The organism is Acetivibrio clariflavus DSM 19732 (assembly GCF_000237085.1).
GTDB lineage: Bacteria > Bacillota > Clostridia > Acetivibrionales > Acetivibrionaceae > Acetivibrio > Acetivibrio clariflavus.
In genome coordinates, this window is record NC_016627.1 from 3,942,151 (window position 1) to 3,960,161 (window position 18,011).

General features: G+C 36.2%; 11 protein-coding genes. 3 read left to right on the forward strand and 8 right to left on the reverse strand.

All coding sequences use genetic code 11. From position 1 onward, the window contains the following. Nucleotides 1–262: 262 nt before the first annotated feature. Nucleotides 263–409, forward strand: a complete 147-nt coding sequence (locus tag CLOCL_RS22660; protein ID WP_014256386.1) for a hypothetical protein — start codon at nucleotides 263–265, stop codon at nucleotides 407–409. Nucleotides 410–506: 97 nt separating this feature from the next. On the opposite strand, the gene CLOCL_RS16415 is transcribed toward CLOCL_RS22660, so the two are convergent. Beyond that, the gene (locus tag CLOCL_RS16415; RefSeq protein WP_014256387.1) at nucleotides 507–1,247 is read right to left on the reverse strand and encodes a dockerin type I repeat-containing protein; all 741 of its coding nucleotides are present in this window, start codon (nucleotides 1,245–1,247) and stop codon (nucleotides 507–509) included. Between the two features lie 366 nt (nucleotides 1,248–1,613). Here CLOCL_RS16415 and CLOCL_RS16420 point away from each other — a divergent pair, with 366 nt between their 5' ends. Continuing rightward, nucleotides 1,614–5,060, forward strand: a complete 3,447-nt coding sequence (locus tag CLOCL_RS16420) for an NAD(P)-binding protein (RefSeq protein ID WP_014256388.1) — start codon at nucleotides 1,614–1,616, stop codon at nucleotides 5,058–5,060. Between the two features lie 87 nt (nucleotides 5,061–5,147). Here CLOCL_RS16420 and CLOCL_RS16425 read toward each other — a convergent pair whose 3' ends face one another. The 3 genes from CLOCL_RS16425 to CLOCL_RS16435 form a co-directional block, all read right to left on the reverse strand. Then, nucleotides 5,148–7,112 carry a TolB family protein gene (locus CLOCL_RS16425; protein WP_014256389.1) on the reverse strand — a complete coding sequence of 655 codons (1,965 nt, stop codon included), beginning with the start codon at nucleotides 7,110–7,112 and terminating at the stop codon, nucleotides 5,148–5,150. A 2-nt stretch (nucleotides 7,113–7,114) separates the two neighbouring features. After that, nucleotides 7,115–7,609 (reverse strand): RNA polymerase sigma factor, encoded by a 495-nt coding sequence (locus tag CLOCL_RS16430; protein ID WP_014256390.1) that lies wholly within the window; start codon nucleotides 7,607–7,609, stop codon nucleotides 7,115–7,117. A gap of 419 nt (nucleotides 7,610–8,028) precedes the next feature. Continuing rightward, a complete protein-coding gene (locus CLOCL_RS16435; RefSeq protein WP_014256391.1) occupies nucleotides 8,029–8,946 on the reverse strand; it encodes a cation diffusion facilitator family transporter in 918 nt (305 codons plus the stop codon). An 834-nt stretch (nucleotides 8,947–9,780) separates the two neighbouring features. Between CLOCL_RS16435 and CLOCL_RS23360 the strand changes: the two genes are divergently transcribed. Continuing rightward, nucleotides 9,781–13,038, forward strand: coding sequence for a glycoside hydrolase family 11 protein (locus CLOCL_RS23360; RefSeq protein WP_014256392.1), 3,258 nt, complete (start codon nucleotides 9,781–9,783; stop codon nucleotides 13,036–13,038). Between the two features lie 249 nt (nucleotides 13,039–13,287). Here the strand turns inward: CLOCL_RS23360 and CLOCL_RS16450 are convergent, their stop codons facing one another. The 4 genes from CLOCL_RS16450 to CLOCL_RS16465 all read right to left on the reverse strand — a co-directional run bounded on the left by CLOCL_RS16450 (nucleotide 13,288) and on the right by CLOCL_RS16465 (nucleotide 17,880). Next, the gene (locus tag CLOCL_RS16450) at nucleotides 13,288–15,255 is read right to left on the reverse strand and encodes a sensor histidine kinase (protein ID WP_014256393.1); all 1,968 of its coding nucleotides are present in this window, start codon (nucleotides 15,253–15,255) and stop codon (nucleotides 13,288–13,290) included. Next, entirely contained in the window at nucleotides 15,230–15,925 is a 696-nt protein-coding gene (locus tag CLOCL_RS16455) for a response regulator transcription factor (protein ID WP_014256394.1), read from the reverse strand. The genes CLOCL_RS16450 and CLOCL_RS16455 overlap by 26 nt, the downstream gene beginning before the upstream one ends. Nucleotides 15,926–16,246: 321 nt before the next feature. Then, on the reverse strand, nucleotides 16,247–16,840 hold the full coding sequence (gene rbr, locus CLOCL_RS16460; RefSeq protein ID WP_014256395.1) for a rubrerythrin: 594 nt from the start codon (nucleotides 16,838–16,840) through the stop codon (nucleotides 16,247–16,249). Nucleotides 16,841–17,064: 224 nt separating this feature from the next. Next, complete coding sequence (locus CLOCL_RS16465) at nucleotides 17,065–17,880, reverse strand: undecaprenyl-diphosphate phosphatase (protein ID WP_014256396.1); 816 nt, start codon at nucleotides 17,878–17,880, stop codon at nucleotides 17,065–17,067. Nucleotides 17,881–18,011: the final 131 nt, after the last annotated feature.

The window sequence follows — 18,011 nt, forward strand, 5'->3', positions numbered from 1 at the left end:
GTTATCTGAAAATAAGATTTCATACGAAAAATATTCAATATATCTTTCGGAATATTATTGAGATTTCAATATATTTTTTTATAAAAAATCGTCTTCTTTCATACTTACTTCTGCAATTATCGAAGAAAAGCCCGAAAGTTGAAGAAAAAACACATAAAATTATAAATAATAGAAAAGGTTATCAACATTCATATTTCAACTGGATATGCAAATAATATAAAAATACTGCATTATGCAATTCTAATTACAGGAGGAATCATCCATGAAGGAAAAGAAAAAAGACAAAAAGCTCGTTGCGGATGCTGTCGGAGATCCGGCTTTTTATAACGATCAGATAAATTCAAATAATGAGCCTGTAAAGGCAGATATGGAAAAGAAAAAGAGCAAAAAATGCAAAAACGGTTTGTAGTTTATATAAAAAAGGGCTGTCAAAGTTGACAGTCCTTTTTTCCCACTTCCTTTATGTATTAAAAATTATTTCTACAATAAATACTGCAATATTGCTACTATATTTCCACACACATCTGTATGGGCAGCTCTATAAGTATCCCCAAAAAATATCTTTTTAACATTGCATAATCTATACTATTTATATTGCCGTCTGCGTTTGCATCCCATATATATTTTTTCTGAGGATCCGGTTCAATTTCAGCCATGCCTAAAAGATATGCCTTGAATAAAGCCAAATCAAATGAATCTAAAGTATCGCTGTTGTTAATATCGCCAAAAACAGTTCCTCTTGGAATTCTTGGGAAAGCTTCAAAATCATTACGGTCTAATTCTCCATCATTATTGATGTCAGCTTGCTCGAACTGAGATTCAGACAATTTCCTCATTCCGAGTAAAGCTTCTTTAAAAAGTACGGTATCAAGATAATCCACCACACCATCATCATTTATATCTCCCTTACCCTCCGGGATTTCAACCCAAATGAGACCTGGTGTAGGAATATCATATACAACCGGTAATACTCTGGGAAAATAATTCAAATCTTCAATATCTACAACTCCATCATTATTGATGTCTGCTTGTTCCAACTGAGATTCAGACAATTTCCTCATTCCAAGAAAATAATATCTGAGCAATTCAAAATCAGCACCATCAATTACGCCATCGCCATTTATATCTCCTTTACTTCCGGAAGAATCAGCAAATACAGTAAATGGTGCGGAAATAAAAAATGCTACACTTAAAAGGAAAACAACTGCCGACAAAAAGCACAATCTCCTGGAAAATAATTTTTTCATTTAATCCCCTCCCCCTATTCTCCGTTACTTGTATAAAAATAACATAAAACTTGTTAACAATATTATATAATCAATACCTTATTCTTTCAATTCAACAAGATTGTTTTATATATTTACTACATTTTACCTTATTTGTAAATACAAAAAATCCCACAAAAAAATTAGTTAAAAAATTGTCAATTTTCGATGACAAGTTGTAATTCACCCGTTATAATATATATGGATAAAATATTACATTTATAATTAACCAACTTGAAATAATTAAAGATAGCCATTGTCGTTTCAAAAAATGATGTTTGGCAGGTCCCCGGGGTTAATTTTTGAAACGGCTTAAAAATTTAAATGTATTTGTTGAGGTGAAAAGGAATGAAAACATTATCGATTCAAAATCGTATCAAAGTAACAGTTAACGGTCGTGAAATTGAAGTTTACGACAATCTTACCATTCTTCAGGCATTAATTCAGGAGGATATACATATTCCTCACCTGTGTTATGATATAAGGCTTGAAAGATCAAACGGTAACTGTGGACTTTGTGTTGTAACCATCATTGAACCTAATGGCGAAAGGGAAGTAAAAGCATGCCAAACTCCTATAAAAGAAGGTATGGTAATATGCACCAACAGTCCGAAACTTGAAAACTATAGAAAGGTTCGTTTGGAACAGCTGCTTTCCGATCATAATGCAGATTGTGTTGCTCCCTGTGTTATGACTTGTCCTGCCAATGTCGACATCCAAACCTACTTGCGTCATGTAGGCAATGGAAATTTTGAAGCTGCCGTAAGAACAATAAAGGAAAGAAACCCTTTTCCGGTTGTATGCGGACGTGTCTGTCCCCATCCCTGTGAAGCGGCATGCCGACGCAATCTTGTAGACTCCCCGGTGGCAATAAATTATGTAAAACGTTTTGCCGCAGACTGGGATATGTCTCAACCAACACAATGGCTTCCAAAAAAGAACCCTCCTACAGGTAAAAAAATTGCTATAGTAGGAGCAGGACCATCCGGACTTTCCGCAGCATATTACAGTGCCATAAAGGGCCATGATGTAACTGTTTTTGAGCGCCAACCCAAAGCGGGCGGAATGATGAGATACGGTATACCGGAATACCGTCTTCCAAAAGCTACACTGGATAAAGAAATTGACCTAATTAGAAGCCTCGGCGTAAAAATTATGACTGAAAAAGCCTTAGGAACCCACATAAGACTTGAAGACCTAAGCAAGGATTTTGACGCCGTATATCTTGCTATAGGTTCATGGACTCCTACTCCATTGCATATTGAAGGTGAAAACCTTGACGGTGTATGGCTTGGAATACGCTTCCTCGAGCAGGTAACCAAAAATGCGGAAATTAACCTGGGCGATACCGTTGTTGTAATTGGTGGAGGAAACACTGCTATCGACTGTGCCCGTACAGCTCTTAGAAAAGGAGCCAAATCTGTTAAGCTTGTATACCGTCGTACCCGTGATGAAATGCCTGCTGAGCCCTATGAAGTGGAAGAAGCATTGCACGAGGGTGTTGAAATGCTGTTCTTGATGGCTCCTACAAAGATTACCAGTGTGGATGGCAAAAAGAAAAAACTCACCTGTATAAAAATGACTTTAGGTGAGCCTGACCGTTCCGGCCGTCGCCGTCCTGTGCCTATTGAAGGAAGTGAATTTGATATTGAAGCCGACACTATAATAGGTGCTATAGGTCAAAGTACCAATACACAATTCCTGTATAATGACCTGCCTGTAAAGCTTAACAAATGGGGAGACATAGATATTAACGGCAAAACTATGCAAACCTCAGAATATAACATATTTGCAGGAGGAGACTGTGTAACAGGACCTGCAACGGTAATTCAGGCTGTTGCAGCAGGACGCCGTGCCGCTGAAGCGATGGACAATTTCCTGATGAAGGGATATATAAAAGAAGAAAATGTTGACTACAGCTGCAGCCGTGGCAGCATGGAAGACTTGCCGAAATGGGAATTTGAAGAAATACCTAAAGTTCCCCGTGCCCAGATGCCGTCTATTTCTTTAGAGGAAAGAAAGAACAACTTTAAAGAAGTGGAATTGGGCTTGGCGGAAGAAACTGCAAGGAAGGAAGCCCGTCGCTGTTTAAAATGCGGATGCCGTGAACGCTATACCTGCGATTTGCGCAAAGAGGCAACCAACCACGGTATTGAATTTGAACTACCTATTCACGAACGACCATACATTCCGATAGTTAACGATCATCCTTTTATAATCCGTGACCACAATAAATGTATTTCTTGCGGACGTTGTATTGCCGCATGTAATGAAATTGAAGGTCCCGGTGTACTGGCCTTTTATATGAAAAACGGACGTCAGTTGGTAGGTACTAAGAGCGGCTTGCCGCTTCAGGAAACAGATTGTGTCAGCTGCGGTCAGTGTGTAACTGCCTGCCCATGCGGCGCTTTAGACTATCGTCGTGACAAAGGTAAAGTTCTGAGAGCTATACACGATAATAAAAAGACTGTTATCGGCTTTGTTGCACCAGCTGTGCGCAGTCTTATCTCGAAAACTTACAATATTCCTTTTGAAAAAACTTCTGCCTTTATGGCAGGCTTGCTTAAGAAGCTTGGTTTTGACAAGGTATTTGACTTTACTTTTGCAGCAGACCTGACTATTATGGAAGAAACTACAGAATTTTTAACAAGGATATCCAATAAAGGTGTAATGCCGCAGTTTACTTCATGCTGTCCGGGATGGATAAACTTTGTTGAAAGGCGTTATCCTGAAATAATTCCTCACCTGTCAACCTGCAAATCACCGCAAATGATGATGGGTGCTACAGTTAAAAACCACTATGCAAAACTGGCAGGTTTAAATAAAGAGGATCTGTTTGTAGTTTCAATAGTTCCGTGTATTGCGAAAAAATACGAAGCCGCACGTCCGGAATTTGCTCCCGATGGCATCCGCGATGTTGATGCTGTGCTCACAACTACAGAGATGATTGAAATGGTCAGACTTGAAAATATCGACGTCTCTCAGGTGGAACCTCAGGAATTTGATGAACCTTACAGACAAGTATCCGGTGCCGGCATACTCTTTGGTGCTTCAGGAGGTGTTGCTGAGGCTGCACTTCGTATGGCAGTCGAAAAGCTCACTGGAAAAGCACTAACCGATCAGCTGGATTTTGAAGAAATTCGTGGTTTTGAAGGTGTAAAAGAGGCAACTGTAGACGTTAATAATGCAAAGGTTCGTGTGGCTGTTGTAAGCGGACTCCAAAATGCTGAACCTATAATTGAAAAAATTATTCAAGGTGTGGATGTGGGTTATGACCTTATAGAAGTTATGGCCTGCCCTGGCGGTTGTATTTGCGGTGCAGGACATCCCGTACCGGAAAAGATAGATGATATGGAAAAACGCCAGCAAATATTGGTAAATATAGATAAAATTTCAAAATACCGCAAATCCCAAGAAAATCCGGATATTTTAAGGCTGTATGAGGATTTCTACGGTGAGCCAAACTCACACCTGGCCCATGAGCTTCTGCACACACACTATACACCTATGAAAGGAGACAGTGCCTGCAACACTGTACGTAAAAAAGACAATTCAACCTTTACCGTTCAGGAATTCACTATTTGTATGTGTGAATCCTGCTTGGCCAAAGGTGCACAGGAATTATATCAAAACTTAACCGATACTATTAAGTATTATAAAATGGATCCATTTTCACAGGTTAAAACAATCCGTCTGAAAGAAACCCATAACGGCAAAGGTGTCTATATTGCCCTTAACGGCAAACAAATTGACGAACAGATGTTAAGAACCATTTACAAACTTCAAGATAAATAATTGCAAGAATAACTTCAAAAAGCCGCATAATATGCGGCTTTTTGAAGTTTACCAACCATTCTTTCAAATATATGTTATGAAATATAATTAATTTTCTCCAAAACTTTTCAATTCTCCATTTTCAGGATTGTATAAATAGCTCATTGTCTGTCCTTCGCCTGCTAATTCCAATACAAGAACATTTTTATCCCAGAATTTTGTATGGATGGCACCCATATCAGCATATTTCAACAGAGATCCAATATCTGCTTTTTTATTATTCTTTAAATCATATACCAGTACTGTCGTTTTAAAATCCGGGTCATCGGAAGAAAACAGTTTTACTGCAGCATATCTTCCTGAAGAGTCCGAAATAAGACTTTCTATCACCACATTTTCCTTACCGTTTATATTTTTGATATGATCTATAAACTTAAATTCTTTATTGCGAATGTCATAGGCCAATACTTTGACTGAAGATTTTTGGGCATCATCTTCCAAAACCTGAATTGAAAATATTACACTATTACCTTCTTCACTAAATGCTAAAGAGGCAATTCTGTAATTTTCCTCCGACAAATAATTTTTAGGTATATCATTAATATTAAATAAGATCTGATCCTTTTCCTTTTTCATTACCAGAGATTGGCCATCCTTTGATACTCCAACAGCTAACTCATCTTCAGTTATGATTTCATCAATAATATAACCGCTATTTAAAGAGGACAGGTAATAATTTTGCTTTAGTACCTGAAAATCAGGTTGAGCCTTATAAGACCAATAGGTTTCAGCTTCAATACAAAGCTTTCCATTCTCCGAACCGCTTTTAAGTATTTTATATCCTACAATACGCGGATTGGAAACAGTAATAAGGTCCGGTGGGTTGTGCATCAGGCTTTTGGCATAATCATCCTCTCTCGAAATTAGAGCTTGAATAAAGTTAGCCACTGTGTTTTCTGCAGTCAACTCGCTATCGGTAAAACTAATACGCATAAGCTTCATGTTCCGCGTCTTATTATTATTTTTAAGAACATACAAATTCTTTGAGTCACTGCTCCACTTCGGATTATAGTAACTGTACATACCGGTTTTTAATATACTCATAGGCAAATCGGAAGTGTTTTCTGCAATTTCATCTTCACTCATTTCTTCGTCTTCAACAAAGTTCATTGTCAACTGCTTCTTAGTTTCAAAATTTACATCGGCAATCCAGACATTGTCAATATTCTCTTCCACAGATAGTTTAGCTGAAATTGCTTTTTCCCTTTTCTCTGTTTTAACATATGCAACATACCCGCCATCGGGAGAAACCGACGGGAACCTGCCTGTATCTATAATCTTTTCCGACTGGTCTTTGATATTCTTTCTGATAATATTGCCGTCCCTTTCAAATACAATGTTCCCTTTACCTGCATAGGACGGCGAATTTCCATCAGCTAATTTTTTTACATCCATGTTTTCTAAATCTATCTGGCAAATGGAAGATTCTGTTTCTTCAAACCCATGCGTTTCCAAAGGTTCAATAACCTTTTTCACATAAATTATATGTTTGTTGTCAGAAGCCCAGGCCGGCTGTTCATAATAAGTAGATTCGTCTCCTTTCAGCAATACCGTTGCCTTTGATGTCTCAATATCGAATATATTAAGATTCCCGTCCGAAAAAACCAGCTTTTTTCCATCGGGAGAAACATTTAAGGCATTAACCTCCCCTTTGTAAATCTCACGGTAGCCATTAGAATCATAAGCATATATCCCTTGCCCAAAGACAGCATTATAAACAGTTCCTTTATATTCTGCAGCATCCCCGCTTGCTTCACCTATATCTGCAAAAGAAACCTGGTTAAGTATTTTTATTGATGCAGCGTTTACGTGATTGACATAAACTCTCGGTGAACCCAAATATGAAACCATTACTACACATATTACAGCCGCAACAGCTACAGCTACCGGCAATTTCCACCTTTTAACCGTTTTCTTGTCAAAACTTGATCTTAAGTTCCGTTTTAAATCATTATTAACCTTTATTTGTTCTTTTAAATCAAGCATCTGCTTTTCTATAAATTTATTATCCATATCTATTCCTCCATTAATTTTTGAATTACCTGTCCAAGTTTTCTATGGATCCTCATAGCTTTTGTCTTTATTGCGTTTTCTGACTTTCCCAGCAATTTTCCGATTTCATTGTATTTCATGTCCGAAAAATACCTTAAATTGATTATCTCAAGCTCCTCCTTGTTTAAGCTCTTTAAAGACTGTTTTAAATAAGTAAGCTCTTCCTCTTTTTCAAAAATCTCTTCAATAGGATAGTTATAAGCCAAATCATCTATTTCATTGTCTGACATAGGAGCAAAATTCTTCTTGCTTCTGTAAAAATCTATGACAGTATTCCTGGCTATTGCCATTATCCACGGCTTTGGTTCTCCCCTCAGATATTTATACTTTTCATAAGCTTTTCTGAAAGTTTCGCTAACCAAATCGTCAGCTTCCCATTTATTACCCGTTTTAAAATAAATGTACCGGTAAACATCATCAAAATACTTGTCATAAAGCTTTAAAAAACTTTTTCCCATCGGTAAACTCCTTATCGCTATTTGTATTGGACCAAATTTTTAAAATTCATTTTTATCCAGCATGCTGTTTCTATTTATATAGACGCATCTGTAACAAAAAAGTAACAGCTTTTTCAGGTTACTAAAAAAAACTCCTCAAACATCTAGATACAAATCCTCAAAATCATATTTATGCAAGCTAATTATAAATTTCTTCAATCAATATCGCCCTATATCTTCCTTTGTCTATATCATAACCCTCTTTCGCCTTTAAATTATTGCCAGGATTCTGCCCAACTGAAAAATGCTGTTAAGTCATAAAATTGACTCAACAGCATTATGATGTAAAAAACTAGCAAAGATACTTAAATTTATGTACAAAGTTTACTTTTTAAATCTCTTTAACCGATAAAATCCGACTGTTGCAGAGCGAATCTCCCTTACTCAACAGGATCCATGTGAATAACCATATCAATGCCGAGTTCTTCCTTCACCTTAGCCTCGATTTTATCAATTTCGGAATGTATATCTACAATATTTACATTATCAGCTACTTCAGCATGAATTGATGCTGTTATTCTTCCCGGGCCATAGTCATGAATTTTCAAATCATGAATGCCTTTAATATTCTCACCGCTAAGAACCAATTCATTAATTCTCTGTATAATCTCCGGATCTGGTAAAGCTCCCAAAAGTAAGTTTACCGAATCTTTCGCAGCTTTAAACCCAGTATACATAATCAAAACCGAAATAACCAGTCCCATTATTCCGTCAACCGGAAATGCTGTAAAACTTCCGATAACCATCCCCAATATTATGCCGCCGGTTGCATAAACATCATTGAGACTGTCCAATGCAGCAGCTCTGTTAACACTTGAGTTTATTACCTTGCCTATATATCTGTTGTAAGAAAACATCCATACCTTCACCAACACCGAAATCAATAAAATCAATACAGATACGGCATTAAACAATACTTTTTGAGGATTTAGAATTTTATTAAAGGAAGTGCTCAAAAGCTTAAGCCCAACAGCAAAAATAATAAAGGAAACTACTAAAGAAGCGATATACTCGTATCGTCCATGTCCATGGGGATGTTCTTCGTCAGGAGGCCTGCTGCTAAGTTTTGCCCCAAAGATTGTAATTACTGATGTCCCCATATCACTAAGATTGTTAAAAGCGTCGGAAATTACAGCAATACTGTTTATAAAAAGCCCCAAAACCAGCTTTACTACAAAAAGAAACACATTGCATATTATCCCTAATGTACCGGATAATACTCCATAGGATTCCCTTACTTTTTTATCATTCACTTTTTCGCTGTCTTTAATAAATTTCTTAATTATTAATTTAATCAAAAATACGTCCTCCCATCGTATACTTCATTTATAGAAATTAACTTGCAAAAATTGCAACAAAGCTTTAATTTAACCTGCTGAAGAACTACATCAAAGTAAAAAAGCAAATGTAAAGTTTTTGAAGCATTGGGGTATTTTTAATTCGTTAATCATTAATTTTATTTTATTATATTCATTTCACACTGGCAAGGATATTATTCCAGGCTTTATTTACATCAAATATAAGTAATCACATCCTTCAATCAAGCTTTCCCGTAATTTCATTGCACCAATCCTTAATTTATTACTCATATTTATTGCGTGAATTTAATATAATTATATGATATAATGAAAACAAAAGATATAATAAAAATGCAGCAAATTAAATTATTTATTTTAAATACAGGATTAATTTTTTTGTTGAAAGATTTAAAATAATACACAATAATTTTTGTCGTATAAATCGTTATAAATAATTATAGCTCTCTCATCAGTTTACAACCCACAAACAGTAAAAATTCTATTAATTATTCACAGAACAGAAGTAAATAATTTCGAAGTTATGCATTTTTCAATAAATGATTAAAACTTACTGCATAAAACTTATTTAAATTATTTGAGATATTTATAAAAATTACGATAGAAAAATTATATTACATTCGAATATCTATTAAGCGGGGATTACATTCTTTTTTATTTAATTCATAATTACTAATAATTCTTTAGTAGAAAGGATGATGTGTGGAAGATATTTAGAAGTTTATAAGTGCCTACCTGTTTTTTATTACAACGATTTATCAAAACAAAAAGTATGCTTACATCAAAATCCAAAAAATTTCGAAAGGAGAGCGAAAAATGACAAAAAAGCTAATGGCGTTTTTTTCAACCCTTTTATGTTGTTCCTTCTTGTTCACTTTGCTTCCGGCAAATGTACAAGCAATGACACTTACTAATAATGCTACCGGAACATATCAGGGTTATGACTATGAATACTGGAAAGATACTGGTAATGGAACAATGACTCTTACTGGACCAGGTACTTTTACTTGTTCCTGGAGCAACATTAACAACATTCTGTTCCGTACCGGTAAAAGACTTGGATCACAAAAAACATATCAGGAATACGGAAATATATACATAGAATATGATTGTGACTACAGACCAAACGGTAACTCATATCTTTCCGTTTATGGATGGACTCAGGGACCTCTTGTAGAGTACTATATTATTGAGAGCTACGGTACCTGGAAGCCACCAGGAAGCAATCAGGTAAAAGGTTATGTTAACGCTGACGGCGGTCAATACGAAATTTATCAAACAACCAGATACAATATGCCATCCATTGAAGGAGACAAAACTTTCGATCAGTATTGGAGTGTTCGTACACAAAAACGTACAAGCGGAACCATATCTGTTCACGAACACTTTAAGGCCTGGGAATCCAGAGGCATGAGAATGGGTAGACTTTATGAAGTTTCCATGGTTGTTGAAGGATATCAGAGCAGCGGTCAGGCTAACATGAAAAAAATGAACCTTGTTATTGGCGGACAGGCACCTTCAACATCAACACCTAAACCGGTAACTGAAAAAAATGCTTTCCAAAAGATCGAAGCAGAAGATTATGATGATTTGGTCGGTTCTGAAGCTAGATCCATAGGTACAGGTATAGGATATATAAACAATGGTGACTATGCTGTATATAAGAGTGTAAATTTGGGAAGCGGTGCCGGATCTTTCAAGGCATATGTTGCAAACGGTAATACTACCAGCACAACAATTCAATTAAGATTAGGCGGAACAAACGGAGCTCTTATAGGTACATTGACTGTACCGTCTACTGGCGGTTGGGATACATACCAGGAAGTAACTACTAACGTTACCAATGCATCGGGTACAAAGGATTTATACCTTTGCTTTAGCGGACCGGTAAATGTTGACTATTTTGTATTTGATACTTCCAGTAATACCGGTGGAAATAATGGCGGCGGTGGTAATACCGGCGGTGGTAATACCGGCGGTGGAAATAACGGCGGCTGGCCTGGAGGCGGATGGCCAGGTGGCGGAAATACCGGCGGAAATACCGGTGGCGGAACCAAAACTGTAACCAACAATGAAACCGGTACACATGGCGGATACAACTATGAGTACTGGAAAGACAACGGTAACGGAACAATGATACTTAAAGATGGCGGTTCCTTCAGCTGTGAATGGAGCAACATAAACAATATCTTGTTCCGCAAAGGTATCAAATATGACGAGACAAAGACTCACCAACAAATCGGTACAATGGAATTGACTTATGAATGTGACTACCAACCAAATGGAAACTCTTACTTGGCTGTTTACGGTTGGACTAGTGATCCCCTTGTAGAGTACTACATTATCGAGAGCTGGGGTAACTGGAGACCGCCAGGAAATGAGCCTGTAAAAGGTACAATAACTGTTGATGGCGGAACATATGACATATATGAAACAACAAGAGTTAATCAGCCTTCAATTAAAGGTACTGCAACATTCCAGCAATATTGGAGTGTTCGTCAGCAAAAACGTACAAGCGGAAAGATAAGCGTCAGTGAACACTTTAAAGCTTGGGAATCCAGAGGCATGAAGATGGGTAAATTCTATGAAATTTCCCTTGTTGTTGAAGGATACCAGAGCAGCGGTAAAGCTGATGTTAAATCAATGTCCATCTCCATAAACGGCGTTCCTCATGGTAGCACCGGTGGCAACACTGGCGGTGGTAACACTGGCGGTGGCAACACTGGTGGTGGAAATAACGGCGGTGGCAACACTGGCGGTGGAAATAACGGCGGAAATACCGGCGGTTTGCTTGGTGATGTAAACAACAGCGGTACAATCGATTCTATTGACCTTGCAATATACAAACAGTATTTGCTTGGAATGATATCTTCTTTCCCTGCACCTCAAAATGCAGATATAGACAATGACGGTAACTATACATCAATTGATTTTGCAATGATAAAACAACATCTGTTAGGTATGATTGACTTAACTACCAGAGGCAATCCTAATAACGGCGGTAATAATGGCAATCCCGACAATACTTCTCCAATAGATGCCTTTAGTAAAATTGAGGCTGAAAACTACAGCAGTAATAGTTCTTCAACAATGGAGAAGATAGGTACTGATAATGGCGGTAGCGGTTTAGGATATATCGAGAACGGCGATTACATTGTATTTAAAAATGTTAACTTCGGTTCGGGAGCAAATTCCTTCACAGCACGTGTTGCCTATGGCGGTAACTCAAGCACAACTATACAGTTGAGGCTTGGCAGTTCAACCGGTACAATTATTGGTTCTTTAAATGTAACTTCAACTGGCGGTTGGGATTCTTACAGAGAATTGAGTACTTCCGTTAGCGGTGCTTCAGGTACAAAAGATCTGTACCTCTGCTTCAATGGTCCGGTTAATATTGACTACTTTACATTCAGCACTCAAAGTGTACCAACAAGCTCACCTACATCTCAGCCAATTACAGGCAAAAAGCTTGTTGCTTTAACCTTTGACGATGGACCAAGCTATCAAACAACTTTAGTACTTGACAAGTTAAAGAAATACAATGCTAAAGCTACATTTATGGTTGTTGGACAGAATATTGCTTCAAACGGAAGTGTAATGCAAAGAATTGTGGCTGAAGGCCATGAAATTGGAAACCATTCATGGAGCCACCAGGACATGAGATACATGTCGGCTTCTCAAATACAAAATGAAATTAACCAAACTAACGCTGCTGTTAGACAATATACTGGTTATGATCCTAAGTTCTTCCGTGCACCTAACCTTTCTGTAGGCGGCGCAATGACTTCAACTATTAATATGCCTTTTGTACAAGGTGTTATAGCACAAGACTGGAACGGAGGTTCAGCAACTACAGCTCAAGCAAGAGCTCAGATAGTAATTAACGGTGTTAGAGACGGTTCCATTGTATTGATGCACTGCACACAACCAGGTAATCACCCGACACCTGAAGCTTTGGATATTATAATTCCAACCCTTCAAAATCAGGGATATGCTTTCGTTACATTAAGCGAGTTGTTCAGTGCTAAAGGAATTACACCTAGACCTGGTGTAACATATGATGGTGCATTCTAATAGACACAATAATTGTACTTAAAATAAAAAAGCTGCTGTAAGTAATAAACTTACAGCAGCTTTTTTATTTTAAGTATTATTAGCAAATTCCTTAAAATAATTATAATAGTTTTTTGCATTTTACTTTAACTAGTATATTCTGCCATTCCCTGAGCATTATACAAATATTATTTAAAATTTAATGTTTAGAATAAATACTCTTCTTACTTCACTATCAATTAGATGATTGACTTTAAATCCACACCTGCATTACTTCCACAATGGTATTTCCACCGTTGCTTTGAACAAGTCCCCATCTGTTTCTATCCTAAAATATCCTTTTTGTATATCAGTGAGACTTTTAGCAATAGCCAACCCCAATCCTGACCCTTCAGTTGTTCTTGACATATCTCCCCTTACAAAACGTTCTGTAAGCTGCTCAACAGGTATTTCCAACGGAAGTTCGGATATATTCTTTATAGTCAAAATCCCGTAATCCTCATTTCTTGCTATGTTAATATAAACCCTGGAATTCTTCATAGAATACTTCAAAACATTGGACAAAAGATTTTCAACAATACGCCACATATGTTTTCCATCAGCCTGCGCATATATGTTTTTTTCGTCGGTAATTGTTCTTACATCCAGTCCGCGATTTTCAAACTTATCCCTATACTCACCAACAGCCTGCATAACCAGTTCGCACAAATCAAGTTTTTCGATGTTTACCGGCAAATTCCCGCTTGATGCCTTGCTTGCTTCAATCAAATCTTCAATAAGCACTTTCAGTCTTGCAGATTTTTCATCCAATATATTTATATATTCTTGTGCCTTTTGATTCTCTATAGGTTCCTTCTTCAACAATCCGACATAATTTATTATGGAAGTTAAGGGAGTCTTTAAATCATGAGATACATTGGTAATAAGATCGGTTTTCATCCTTTCTCCTTTTATAGCATCCTCAACTGCTTTTTTTAAACCCATCTGTATACTTTGAATATTCTCCGCAAAGGCGGAAAAGGCAATAGACATATTCTTTGTGTCAAGTTTATAGTCAAGGTTTCCTTCAGCCATTTGTTTTGTGGCTTCCATTATTTCAGGTAAATCTTTAAGAGACTTTGAAATCATATATAAACCTTTCATGTTAAAAATAATAAACGGAATTAATGTAAGCAATGCCACTTTTTCATCATTATGAATTAAGGCCAGGTATATCAATGTAAGCAAAATGCTGTTAATTCCGCTATAAACTCCCAACAGCACAATAATCCAAGGTCTAAAAATCCTGCCCTTAGACAAAAGTCGAATAAACACTAAAAGTTCACAATAAGACTTGTATATAAACAAATTCTTTTTAACACTTTCAGTCTTTAATTGCCTGACCACTGACAATAAACAGGTCAATCCAATAAAGAAATCTATACTTAATATCAACAGCACTTCAAAAGATAAGCCATAATGATAATTATCCAGATAAAATAGCGTATTCAAAGCTGCAAAAAGCACTATCAAAGACTGTATATCAAAATATCTATCCCATCGTCTTAAAGCAATTCCTTCCATACCTTTCTTTTTTCCTGCAACATATATTAGGTAAACAAGGGATAAAAGTAATATAAGTGCTGAAGCAATCAAAAAAGCTATCTCTAAATTTATCTGTGTTTTGGATTTTTTAAATGAAAGATAATGATCATAAAAACGATCTCCTTTTTTCAAAGGCTCTATGACAGCAGTATATACTTCATAAGATTTTCCATATAACATTTCGCCTAAATCTTCAGCAAACCACAATCCTTCAATGGCTTGCCCTTGAATATAATGCAACATTGATTTTTGCTTCTTTATTAGTCCAACAGGATCTTCAGAATCTAAGTTTGTAGCAACCTCTCCAGTATTTAAGTCTTTTATATAATAAGCAAAATTAACATATTTTGAAAGGAAGTCTTTTATAAAGTTGTATCTTTTTAAGGCAGCTTGGACTTCCCCCTTAAATTCATCGGACGTTTTGATATATTCCTCACTTTTCAGCGATGTGTATAATTCCACAGTAAGGTAAATAAGCGACTCGTAGTTTGATTTAAATTCTAAAGAATCTACATAGCTATGGACGTGCAGGACTTCATTATTTCTCAAATCTATACCGGTTGCCAATATACTTATTAAACATAGCCATGCCAGAATAATCGCAGCAACCTTTGTAAAAGTTGAATATCTAATACTTTTCAATTTTGTAACCAATACCCCACACCACCTTTAAATATTTTGGTTCCTTCGGGTTAATCTCAATTTTTTCCCTGATTCTCCGAATATGTACAGCAACTGTATTTTCCGATGTGTATAAAGGTTCATTCCATACATTTTGATATATTTGCTCTATGGAAAACACCTTGCCCATATTCTTCATCAGAAATAATACAATGCCGTATTCTGTAGCCGTTAGCTTTACTTTCTCCCCATCCAGGCGAAGTTCCTTTGCTTCAGTATCCAATTCCAGTCCGCCGGTTTTGAGAATTCCCTTCTTTTGCTCTGCCCCTCCAAGCAAGGTATATCGCCTCAATTGGGATTTTACCCTTGCCAAAAGTTCCAAGGGATTAAAGGGTTTTGTAACATAATCGTCAGCACCGAAATTTAACCCAATAATTTTATCTGTATCCTCAGATTTCGCAGATAATATTATAATCGGTATATTCAGTTCTTCACGAATTCTGACTGTTGCGGTTAACCCGTCCATCTCAGGCATCATAATATCCAGCAAAATCAGGTGAATTTTTTGTTCTTCCAGGATTTTTAATGCCTGCTTTCCGGTATATGCCTTTATGACGTTATAATTCTCCTGTTTTAAATAAATCTCCAAAGCATCCACAATTGCCTTGTCATCGTCGCATACCAAAATGTTGTATTTATCCATTTAATCAGACCCCCAAATAATTCTCAATTATGGAACATTTTTTATCACCTGCCTTCTTATATAAGCTTAGCAGGCGATTTTTACAAAAAACTCTATAAATTTCTTAAGATTTTCTTAAAATTTATTATATGATAAATTTTACATTGCTTCGATACCTTTATATTTATCACTTTTGCATATATAAAAATTTCATTAAAATACGCCGATGAGAAACATTTAATTCTCATCGGCGTATTAATCTTAATTTTAATCTTTATATCTATTTTTTAACCGGTATATATAACCTCGGATATATACTAGTAAAAATATTTACTGCAAGAATTAATACGGTTCGGTATTCAATTCAAAATAGGATTGAGGATGAGCACATGCGGGACATTTCTCCGGTGCTTCATTTCCTTCATGAATATATCCGCAGTTTCCACATTTCCATACAACTTTTTCGTTCTTCTTAAAGACCAAACCGTTTGCTACATTATCGGCCAACTTTTTGTATCTTTCTTCATGGTGTTTTTCAACCTTAGCTATCATTCTAAAAGTTGTGGCAATTTCCGGGAATCCTTCTTCATCTGCCACTTTCGCAAACTCAGGATAAAGGTCTGTCCACTCTTCATTTTCTCCAGCTGCTGCCGCTTTCAAATTCTCAAGGGTTGTCCCTAGTGCAACGGGAAAGTCTGCAGTTATTCCTATAGCAGTAGGAAGTTCACCGTCCAAACCAGCTACAAGTAATTTGTAAAATCTCTTTGCATGTTCCTTTTCATTGTCAGCTGTTTCAATGAAGATATTCTTTATTTGTTTAAATCCTTCTTTATCAGCAACAGAAGCATAAAAAGTATAACGATTACGTGCCTGAGATTCTCCTGCAAAAGCCTTTAATAGATTTTCCGCTGTTTTAGTTCCTTTTAAACTCTTCATAAATTGTCCCTCCTGTTTCTATATTTTTTATTATTCTCTATATCTTTTAAAGAATTATAACATTTTTTCTCAAAGCTTTCACCCGTAAAAAATTAAACTTCACCATGGTATATTTAACTGAATACAATTAATAAATTTCAAAAAACGTTTTAAAATTTTAAAAAACGGCATTAATCCAACGATTAATGACTATTTTAATCAAACTTTTCAAAATACAAACCTTTTTATCTTAAAACGGCAAAATAAAAAGCTAAAATCAAGCCAAGGACTATTCTGTAATATCCAAAGGCTTTAAAATCATTTCTCTTAATATATCCCACAAGAAACTTTATCGCTAAAATAGATACCACAAAAGCAACAATCATACCGGTAGCAAGGACAGCAATCTCCTGACCTGAAAAAACGAATCCAAACTTCAGAATTTTAACAAAGCTGGCACCGAACATAACCGGTAATGCCAAGAAGAAAGAAAATTCTGCGGCTATTTCCCTTGAACAACCAATCAAAATTGCACCCAAAATAGTTGCTCCGGAACGGGATGTACCCGGAATCAGGGATAACACCTGAAAAATTCCTATTATTAACGCTGTCTTGTAACTTAGCTGACCAAAGTTGTTAATTAAAGATTTTTTATTTTTATTTCGGTTTTCTATAAGTATAAACAAAACACCATAAATAATTAATGTTGCAATAACTACTTTATAATTATAAAACAGTTCATCTATTTTATCCTCAAAGGGCACTCCTATAATTGCTGCCGGTAAAACTGCAACCAATACCTTCATCCACAAAGAAACGGTATCCTGCTTTATTTCAAGCTTTTTATCGAAGGATACTGGAAATAACTTTTTCCAATACAGCAAAACTACTGCCAAAATAGCGCCAAGCTGAATTACAACCAGAAACATCTCCTTAAATTCATCGGACATATTAAGCTTTATAAATTCATCAGCCAATATCATATGTCCTGTGCTGCTAATGGGCAGCCATTCGGTTATACCTTCAATAATACCAATAATTATAGCCTTTAATATTTCCATCTTGTTTAAATCCTCTCCCCCGCCATTAAATCCTTGCTCACATCATAATTTTACTTTTGCTTTAAATAAATTATACCAATTAAAGATTTTATAAAGCAACTTGTAAGGACATTATAAAAAAGTGCAAGTTT

Coding starts and splice junctions, on each gene's coding strand:
- CLOCL_RS22660 (WP_014256386.1), top strand. CDS start 263: ATGAAGGAAAAGAAAAAAGACAAAAAGCTCGTTGCGGATGCTGTCGGA.
- CLOCL_RS16415 (WP_014256387.1), bottom strand. CDS start 1,247: ATGAAAAAATTATTTTCCAGGAGATTGTGCTTTTTGTCGGCAGTTGTT.
- CLOCL_RS16420 (WP_014256388.1), top strand. CDS start 1,614: ATGAAAACATTATCGATTCAAAATCGTATCAAAGTAACAGTTAACGGT.
- CLOCL_RS16425 (WP_014256389.1), bottom strand. CDS start 7,112: ATGGATAATAAATTTATAGAAAAGCAGATGCTTGATTTAAAAGAACAA.
- CLOCL_RS16430 (WP_014256390.1), bottom strand. CDS start 7,609: ATGGGAAAAAGTTTTTTAAAGCTTTATGACAAGTATTTTGATGATGTT.
- CLOCL_RS23360 (WP_014256392.1), top strand. CDS start 9,781: ATGACAAAAAAGCTAATGGCGTTTTTTTCAACCCTTTTATGTTGTTCC.
- CLOCL_RS16455 (WP_014256394.1), bottom strand. CDS start 15,925: ATGGATAAATACAACATTTTGGTATGCGACGATGACAAGGCAATTGTG.
- rbr (WP_014256395.1), bottom strand. CDS start 16,840: ATGAAGAGTTTAAAAGGAACTAAAACAGCGGAAAATCTATTAAAGGCT.
- CLOCL_RS16465 (WP_014256396.1), bottom strand. CDS start 17,880: ATGGAAATATTAAAGGCTATAATTATTGGTATTATTGAAGGTATAACC.